Annotated in this window: 7 protein-coding genes; 3 read left to right on the top strand and 4 right to left on the bottom strand. The window is 32.3% G+C overall.

Annotated features, from left to right (window positions below; genetic code table 11):
* Positions 1-131 precede the first annotated feature (131 nt).
* A complete protein-coding gene (locus tag V7014_RS15035) occupies positions 132-3,185 on the top strand; it encodes an ATP-binding protein (RefSeq protein WP_335508248.1) in 3,054 nt (1,017 codons plus the stop codon).
* Positions 3,186-3,260: 75 nt separating this feature from the next.
* Here the strand turns inward: V7014_RS15035 and V7014_RS15030 are convergent, their stop codons facing one another.
* Both V7014_RS15030 and V7014_RS15025 read right to left on the bottom strand, forming a co-directional pair.
* Entirely contained in the window at positions 3,261-3,674 is a 414-nt protein-coding gene (locus V7014_RS15030) for an HAD family hydrolase (RefSeq protein WP_335508251.1), read from the bottom strand.
* A 165-nt stretch (positions 3,675-3,839) separates the two neighbouring features.
* Entirely contained in the window at positions 3,840-4,457 is a 618-nt protein-coding gene (locus V7014_RS15025) for a LysE family translocator (RefSeq protein ID WP_335508247.1), read from the bottom strand.
* 109 nt (positions 4,458-4,566) lie between these two features.
* Between V7014_RS15025 and V7014_RS15020 the strand changes: the two genes are divergently transcribed.
* Positions 4,567-5,973: a PLP-dependent aminotransferase family protein gene (locus tag V7014_RS15020; RefSeq protein WP_335508250.1), complete on the top strand. Its 1,407-nt coding sequence runs from the start codon at positions 4,567-4,569 to the stop codon at positions 5,971-5,973.
* A 96-nt stretch (positions 5,974-6,069) separates the two neighbouring features.
* On the opposite strand, the gene ligD is transcribed toward V7014_RS15020, so the two are convergent.
* Together ligD and V7014_RS15010 are read right to left on the bottom strand one after the other, a co-directional pair.
* Positions 6,070-7,221 carry a DNA ligase D gene (ligD, locus tag V7014_RS15015; protein WP_335508246.1) on the bottom strand — a complete coding sequence of 384 codons (1,152 nt, stop codon included), beginning with the start codon at positions 7,219-7,221 and terminating at the stop codon, positions 6,070-6,072.
* A 98-nt stretch (positions 7,222-7,319) separates the two neighbouring features.
* Complete coding sequence (locus V7014_RS15010; protein ID WP_335508245.1) at positions 7,320-8,264, bottom strand: ATP-dependent DNA ligase; 945 nt, start codon at positions 8,262-8,264, stop codon at positions 7,320-7,322.
* Positions 8,265-8,754: 490 nt separating this feature from the next.
* On the opposite strand from V7014_RS15010, the gene V7014_RS15005 reads away from it, so the two are divergent.
* Positions 8,755-9,208, top strand: a 454-nt coding sequence (locus V7014_RS15005) for an FMN-dependent NADH-azoreductase (protein WP_335508244.1), incomplete at its 3' end; no start/stop codon positions are given.

Below are 9,208 nucleotides of genomic sequence, written 5' to 3'. Positions count from 1 at the left end.
CGTCTTCGCATTTACTTTCTCGTTTTGAAGTGGGAGTCTTAGCGCCAGTTAGAACAGGATAAAACAGACATTTATTTTCTATTTAAGAGTAGTATCAAATTTTATAAAGGGGATTGCGAAAGCATAAGCAAATGAATAAGAAAAAAGCTCTAGCTATAGTGATTTTATTTATATGTATTCTACTTAGTCTTCGATTTAGTTGGATTTTTTTATTTCAAAAATCAGATTACCCTGAAATCAAAGATGGAGTACTTGACCTTCGCGAAATTCCATTCCCTGAAAACGAAACGATTTCCCTTAACGGCGAATGGGAATTTTACCAATTACTTGAACCTACAGATATAAAAAACTCTTTAAACAACATGCCAAGTGATTTAGTGAAGGTTCCCGAAAGAAATAATTCAACCATCGTTCAAAATACTGATTCTTCTGATAGAGAAGGAACTTATCGGCTTCGAATATTACTTAATCAACAAAGTGAACAACCTTACAGCTTTAATTTTAGAGATGTTAAATCTGTGAGTGCAATATATATCAATGGTAAGAAAGTAGAGGAATTAAACAATAAGTTTAACGATGAAAATTATTCTAAACTAAACTATCGACCATATGAAGTTCTTACAGCTGGCAATGTAAGTGAAATTGAACTCCTGATTCAAATTTCAGATGATCAATCAATCCAATCGAGTGGAATAATGAAATCCATAGATTTCGGTACTTATGGCGCAATGAAAAAGAAAAGATTATTTTCATTTTCTATGGAGATTCTCTCTATTGGCGTTTTGTTTTTCCATGGTGTTTATGTATTAATTATTTTCGGTCTATTCGTTAGAAAAAAAGAATTATTGTATCTTGCCATGGCCTTTTTTTGTACGACCTTAACCGTTTTAGTTGATGATGATAAACTAATTTTTTCTTTCATTCCTTCTCTGAGTTATGAGTGGTGGAAAATCTTATCCTACCTTTCGTATTCAGGTGCTGTGTTTTTTCTGTTGCAGTTTATACAATTTATTCTTAAAGAATTTGAGACGAAGAAAACATCATTTATTCTATCTCATTACATTTTCTGTGCTCTATATGTATTGTTTATTTTGTCTGTTATTACTCAACCATTCATGCAATATAATGATCTATTATATACAGTAGTAATAATCTTTGCAGCCATACTTTTTATTAAAAGTTTGTATAAAGGCTTTTCATTGAAACAAATAGATATGTATATCTTACTTGCCATTATTAGCGTTACCATCAGTACGTTAGGGGGTATTGTTAAAGATAGTCTAAATCTTGATTACCCACATTACCCTATTGATCAAATCATTAGTATAATGCTTTTTTCAACATTTTGGTTTAAAAAATTCTTTCAAACTACTAAAGAAAGTAAGGAAATAGCTATAGAATTACAAAGAATTGATAAAACAAGAGATGAGTTTCTCGCTAATACTTCCCATGAATTGAGAAATCCTCTTCATGGAATTATCAATATTACTCAAACGATTTTGGAAACTGAGAAGGACAATTTAAGCAAAGATAATAAGAGAAATTTACAACTTCTTGCGAAAGTTGGCCGAAGAATGTCACTTATTTTAAACGATCTTCTTGATATTACAAGGCTAAAAAAAGGGTCCATTCAATTACAAATTGAATCAGTAAATGTTTTATCAGTCGTTTCTAGTGTTTTAGATATGCTCCGTTTCATGACTGAAGGAAAAAATATTACATTTGAAGTTAAAATTCCTAAAACATTCCCAAATGTGAAAGCAGATGAAAATCGGTTGTTTCAAATTCTATTCAACCTCTTACATAATGCAATGAAGTATACAAATGAAGGAAAGATAAAGATTTTCGCTGAAACAGAAGATGGGATAGCTATTATACGAGTTCAAGATACAGGAATAGGAATGAATCAAGAAGCATTACAGACTATTTTCAAACCATATGAACAAATTGATTCGAGTATGACCGCTATCGCCGGTGGAATTGGATTAGGTTTAAGTATTTGTGAACAATTAGTCAAATTACATGGAAGTACGTTATCGGTTAAATCATCTGTTAATATCGGTAGCACATTTGCTTTCACCCTTCCCATAAATGAAAATCATGAGGACGTAACAGATTTTGAACCAATACCAACTCCCCTACCAAGGAAAGAAGAAAATCGATTGAGTAAGAATCCAATGAGTAAGAATAAAGCTTTATCTTCTATAATAGTTGTTGATGATGATCCTATGAATTTATCCATTCTCGAGAGTATTTTAGGATCCGAACCATATAATGTGGTTACATGTACAAGCGGTCAAGAAGCACTCCATTTATTAAATACAAGAACTTGGGATCTTATCATTACAGATGTTATGATGCCAAATATGTCTGGATACGAGTTAACTCAAAAGGTTCGAGAAAGATATTCACTTACAGAACTTCCGATTTTATTATTGACTGCACGTAGCCAAATCGAAGATATTCAAGCAGGCTTTTATTATGGAGCTAATGACTATGTAACAAAGCCGGTTGAACAACTCGAATTAAAAGCCCGGGTAAAAGTTTTAACAGATTTAAAAAAATCTGTTAAAGATAGAATCCGAATGGAAGCTGCATGGTTACAGGCGCAAATTCAACCACATTTTATATTTAACACATTAAATACAATTGCAGCTTTAAGTGAAGTTAATCCTCCTAAAATGATGGAATTAATAGATGAATTCGGAAACTATTTACATGCATGCTTTGATTCACAAAATTTAAATCAAGTTATACCTCTAGATCAAGAAATAAAAATAGTTCGTTCCTATGTATTCATCCAACAACAACGTCATAGTGAGCGACTGACAGTAGAATGGGAAATAGATAAACATATATCAGTAAATATTCCTCCACTAACTATTCAAACACTTGTAGAAAATGCTATTATGCACGGCATACTAAAACGTTCTAATGGAGGGACTGTACATATACAAATAAGCGAAATACAAGGAGAAGTTCGAATCTCTATTATTGATAATGGGGTTGGGATATCCAAACAAAAACTGCAAAGATTACTAACAAATCAACAAAATAATTCCGATCAAGGTATTGGTTTACTTAATACTGACAAGCGATTAAAACAATTATATGGACGAGGTTTAGATATATCTAGCATTCAAAACATCGGAACCACTGTACGTTTTTATATACCTAAAGAATAGTAAAAATTTATAGCCGTGTTAAAAGGTTGTCTACTTGACCTTTTGACACGGCTATTGTTTTAGATATGATCATGTTTAACTTTCAATTCCCACTAACTTTTCCAATATATTAGCTACCCCATCTTCGTCATTTGAAGTTGTAACTTTTTTAGCATATCTTTTTAATTCGTCAATCGCATTTTCCATAGCAATTGGCAACCCACAAAGTTTAAATAACCCTAAATCATTAAAGTCATCACCAAATACCATTGTTTTTTCTAAAGAAAGATCTAATCTGTCTGCAATATTTGCAATGGCTGTTTCTTTTGAGACTCCTACTTTCATTATTTGTATAAGCTTAGCTGAGTCAGTCATAATAATATTTACTTTATCACCAAACTTTTGTATAAAGTACTCTGTATTCTTTACGTTTGACAATAGTATTTTTGTAGGGCTTTTTAGTTTCATTTCTTCGATCTCAATCATTTCAGGTTCCTTAGATACTTTTATAAATGAGCGATAATCAATCTCTTTATAACTATACTAGGAATCATTAAGCTCAATAGAAAATACGTGATCGGTTTCATTGATCATTAAATAATCAATAATTTGATTGTTAATGCTTGAATCAATAGGATAATGTCCATTTGCACAAACGGATAGTAATCAGTTCTGCTATAGTAATACAAAAAACTTAGAAATAAAAACCCCACCGAAACAGATTAATATCAAACCAGCGATAATTGATACCCTCTTAATCCACTGTTGGTTTAAAAAGGCTTTAGCGTATTTCACTAAAATCATTAAAAGAATATCATGAATTAAAATACCCAAAATAATGCCAACGGCCATTATGCTAAAATCTAGTTTATCGTAGTTTTGTATTTTATCGGATAATAATGTACCGAAAACACTAAACCAAAAAACAAGATTCCCTGGCGTAATTGCCACTAAAAATCCATTCCGATAAGAACTCAAATATGATTTTTTTTCAACATTATTATCGTTAGTAAAGTTATAGGAAGCTTCTTTAATACTACAATAACCTAAATAAAATAAGAATATGGCTCCAATCAACCACATGAATTGTTGCAAAATAGGCGATATTAACAATGGTCCAGAACTAAAATACACAATAACAATCATAAGAACATCAATTGTCATTCCTCCTAATCCAACACTCCAACCGTGCATAAAACCATTTTTTAATCCTTGTCGAATCATTTCAATTGAAATAGGTCCAATCGGTATAGCTACAGATAAGCCTAGAATAATACTACTGACTAGTAACACTTGAATACACCCCGCTTTTTTTAATCTATGTAATAGCGAAATGATACTAAAATATTGTCATTTCAAAAAGGTATAGATTATAATTTTTAAAAATGTCAGTTTAGGAGTGATGATCATAAACGAGTTATTGTTTCATATTGACAAAAATAGTCCTATACCTCGCTACGTACAAGTTTATAAAAAAATAAAGAAAGAAATAATGGAAGGAAAAATACCTCCAAACTCTAAATTACCTTCCATTCGAAATTTAGCAGATGCATTGAATCTTAGCCGTAATACGACGCAGCTCGCCTACGAACAATTACTTGCTGAAGGTTTTGTAAGGAGTGAAAGCAAACGTGGATATTTTGTAGAACGGTTACCTATAGACAATTATTCAACATCTTCTATAAAGGTAAACTTTCAACAAACCGTTAAAAGTCCATCGAAAGATATGATTGACTTCCGTCTAGGTGCTGTTGATGAAGAGCATTTCCCATTAGATAGATGGCGTATCCTTTCTAATCGTATCTTAAAAGACTCATCGATATATACGTACGGTGATCATCAAGGTGACCCTCTTTTAAGAGAATCTATAGCGAAATATTTGTATCAATCTCGAGGTGTAAATGCTAGTGCAGATCAAATTATCGTTGGGAGTAACACTCAACAACTATTGTTTCTATTATGTTTGTTATTGAAAAATCAATTTCATTCTATTGCTTTTGAAGAACCCGGATACCAAGGCGCTAAAGAAGTTTTTCGTCAATTAGGTTTTGACATTGAGTCAATACCTGTAAATTGTGATGGCCTTCAGCTTCAAACACTTGAAAAAGCGAATAGTAAACTAGTTTATGTCACTCCCTCACACCAATTTCCGTTAGGGATGATCATGCCTATACATAATCGTTTAGCACTGTTGAATTGGGCTGAGAAGCAAGATGGCTATATTATTGAAGATGACTATGATAGTGAATTTCGTTATAAACAAAAACCTATCCCAGCCATGTTTAGCTTAAATAATAACGAAAGAGTTATTTATATAGGGAGTTTTTCCAAAGCGCTTTTACCCTCCATTAGAATCGGGTATCTAGTCTTACCGAATTCACTACTCAAAAACTATAAAAAAATAAAGTTACTTTTCGAACAAAGCGCCTCCAACATTCACCAAAGAACATTGCACTATTTCATCGAGGAAGGCGCATGGGGTGTTCACATAAATAAAATGCGCAGCATTTATAAGAAAAAGATGATAAAAATTAAAGAAGTTATGCAACAATATACTCCACCTTCTATCAAACTAAGCGATACAACCTTAGGAATGCATATTATCTTAAAAATTCATACAAGTAAAACTGAAGATGAACTAATTGAACTAGCCGCTCAGCATCATATTAAAGTGTATAAAACTTCAATCTATTATGAGACTCCCAATGTAAATACTGGTTTTGTACAACTCATGTTAGGATTTGCTGGTCTTACAGAATTTGAAATAGAAAAAGGCTTAAAAACATTAATGCGCATTTATAAGGATTAATTGCGTACCTATTCATTGTCCAGGAATGCTTTCCCTTAAAAGGAGCTGTGATTTCAGCTCCTTTTTGTACTACTACTCTCATTCAAATTAGTCTTATCACACATTCTCCTTTAGTTTAGAAATTATTTCCACCAAAGAAGGATTCTCATGTTCAAAGAAGTCACTCATTGGACAATTCATGTTAGAAAGTCGGTTCAAAACAAATGGAATAGTAAATTGCTCCATCTTAAGATTTTCATTAACCTCATCCCACAAAAGCGGCGTAGCAACCGTCGCATCTTCCTTGCCACGAGCGGAATAAGGGCATATAATCGTCTTTCCTTCCGCATGCTGGATGAAATCAATATAAAGTTTACCGCCTCGATTCTTTTTCAATCGTTCAATTGTAAAATCAGCTGGAAACTGTTCAACTAAATAATGAGCAATAAACGACGTGAACAGCCTTGTTTCTGTATATGTAAATGCACAGTTAGCAATCGGAATATGAATCTGTATACCCTTGCTACCTGAAAGCTTTGGATAGCTCACTATATTAAAGCTATCAAAAATCTTTCTCATCTCTATAGCTGCCTTAATAGCTAGATGAAAACGATCTCGACTAGGTGGATCCAAATCAAAAACAATTTCTAACGGTTGATCTGCATTAATGGTTTGAAATGGAATATGAAACTCGATAGCTAATTGATTCCCTAGCCAAAGTAAAGTAGATAAGTCATTACAAACTACAAAATGATTCCCCTCTTTTTCTTTTCTTTGAATAAAGCTAGGAGCATAATCTGGACAATTCTTTTGAAAAAAAGATTCACCTGAAACACCGTTCGGATAACGAATAGTAGTTAAAATTCTCTGTTTTAAAAAAGGAAGCATAAATGGCGAAACCAGTGAAAGATACGAAATAACCCCTTCCTTAAGAATAAGCGGGTTTTCCCAGATTACTTTATCTAGATTCGTATATTTAACCTCAATTTCAACAGATGTATAATTCAAAACTAACCGTTCCAACGTACATTGTTCCCACTCTATATCAAATTGGAAAGACATAAAAATAGTATCACATAACTGGTCATTCTCCATTGTTTGAAACGATAATTCAATGCATATTCCTGGATCAATATGGACCATTCCATCAACACTTCTCTTTTGATTACTCAATATGGTCTGAATTAACATATTTTTTTCTTGCTCTTTCAAACCTTGAGAAAACATTCCTAGTTCAACAACCTTATTAAACCTCTTAATACCAATCAAAAATTCCTCGTTTTTACTATTCCATCCTAAGATAAAAAAAAACCTTTATATCTCTTGTCTGTTTTAGGAAACAATCTTTTCATCATGCATCTTCCTTTTTATTCGGGTATTGTACAGATTTTCGGATCTTGATCAACAAATGCTTGAATACTTGGCTGTCTAAGTGAATGCCCTTTTGGCCATTCAATATATTGAACCTTTACCGTTAAAATCGGTTGCAACCATTGCACACCTTTCATTCGTTCGGGCTCATTTATGAAAGGTCTTTTATTGATTTTCAAAGGTTCTATCGCACTTGTAAGGTTTACCCAATCCATCTTAGTAAGTTTCCCAGTTCCAACATGTCCTATGTACCAAAATTGATTTTGTTCATCATAGAGTCCAATTAATAATGAATTTACTACGCCTGACCTATACGTAACCCCACCAATAACCGCTATTAAATCCTTATAATTTTTTACTTTTCTCCACTCTGAATTTTTTCCATTTATAATGTATCGGCTGTTTAGGTTTTTACAAACAATTCCTTCTAAATTATGAAGTTTGATGACTTCAAATAATGGTAATCCATCATGTTGTGTTTGGACAATTTGAATGTATTTACTGGGTTTTATAATTTTAGAAAGTAGATTTAATCTTTTATCAAGTGAATAATTATTGATCCATTCTCCGTTTAAAAAAATTACATCAAAAATTATGTAATATACGGGTACAGATTGCATTACTTGTGCAACTCTCTCCATACGACGAAGCCCATCGCGTCTCATTACTTCATGGAATGATGGATTACCATTTTGGTCAAGAGAAATTACTTCTCCATCTAAAATGACTGAACTGGCATTACAATATTCTTCTACATTTGTTAATTCAGGAAAATGATTTGTACGCTCATTCAGCTTTCGGTTGAAAAGACGTACTTCCTTGCCATTAAAATATGTAAGGATTCTGACACCATCCCATTTAATTTGACTAATCCACTCTTTACCCACTGGTATTTCTTCAACACTTATCGGTTCGAACGGTACAATCGGTTTTAAGTCCATAACTATCTCCTAAATTATTTTTTTAAAATTAAATACCATTGTCTATTTAAAAAATAAATAATATAAATACTATTCTTTTCCATGTTCAATTGAATTAATTCAAATAAAATCCAGTCGTATACTATCACTTAACCTTTAACTGAGCATGGTTACGTAACAGTTTGAATTTTGACATAAAAAAACACAATAATAGCTACCTCAAAAGGCAACCATTATTGCGTGCGTAGATAAGCTATTTTACTAGATTTATAATACTTTACGTTTAACTAACATCCGGCAGCTAGCATCTAGATATTCACAATTCCCTATATATAAAAAGAGCTTGGACTTCAAGTTTGTATTCTATAGGTCGGATGTGTTCAATAATGAAGAAAAACTTACTATTATATATTGAGTGAAAAAAACTCCCAAGATTACTTGACAAAATAAACTTATAAAAATATACTCACTTACATAAAGTAATTAACAAACAATCAAGGAGAATAAAACAATGACAAAAGTATTATTTATCAAAGTAAATGATCGTCCTGCAGATCAAGCAATTAGCACAAAAATGTATGAAACATTCCTCAATACATATAAAGAAGCAAACTCAAATGCAGAAATTATTGAGCTAGATCTTTTTAAAATTGATCTTCCTTACTATGGAAATACAGCTATTACTGGTGGGTATAAACGCAGCCAAGGTTTAGAATTAACTGAAGAAGAAACAAAAGCTGTAGAAGTAGTAGATCAATACTTAAATCAATTCTTAGAAGCTGAAAAAGTAGTGTTCGCTTTCCCATTGTGGAATTTCACAGTTCCTGCTCCACTAGTGACTTATATTTCTTATCTTTCCCAAGCGGGAAAAACATTCAAATATACAGAACAAGGTCCAGTTGGTTTAGCTGGTGACAAAAAAGTTGCCGTATTAAGTGCTAGAGGCTCAGACTACTCTTCTGAAC

Origin of the sequence: Bacillus sp. JJ722, assembly GCF_036963345.1 — a bacterium.
Lineage (GTDB): Bacteria > Bacillota > Bacilli > Bacillales > DSM-1321 > Bacillus_AD.
Note: the sequence above shows the minus strand (reverse complement) of the source record. Positions and strands in the feature narration are given on the sequence as shown.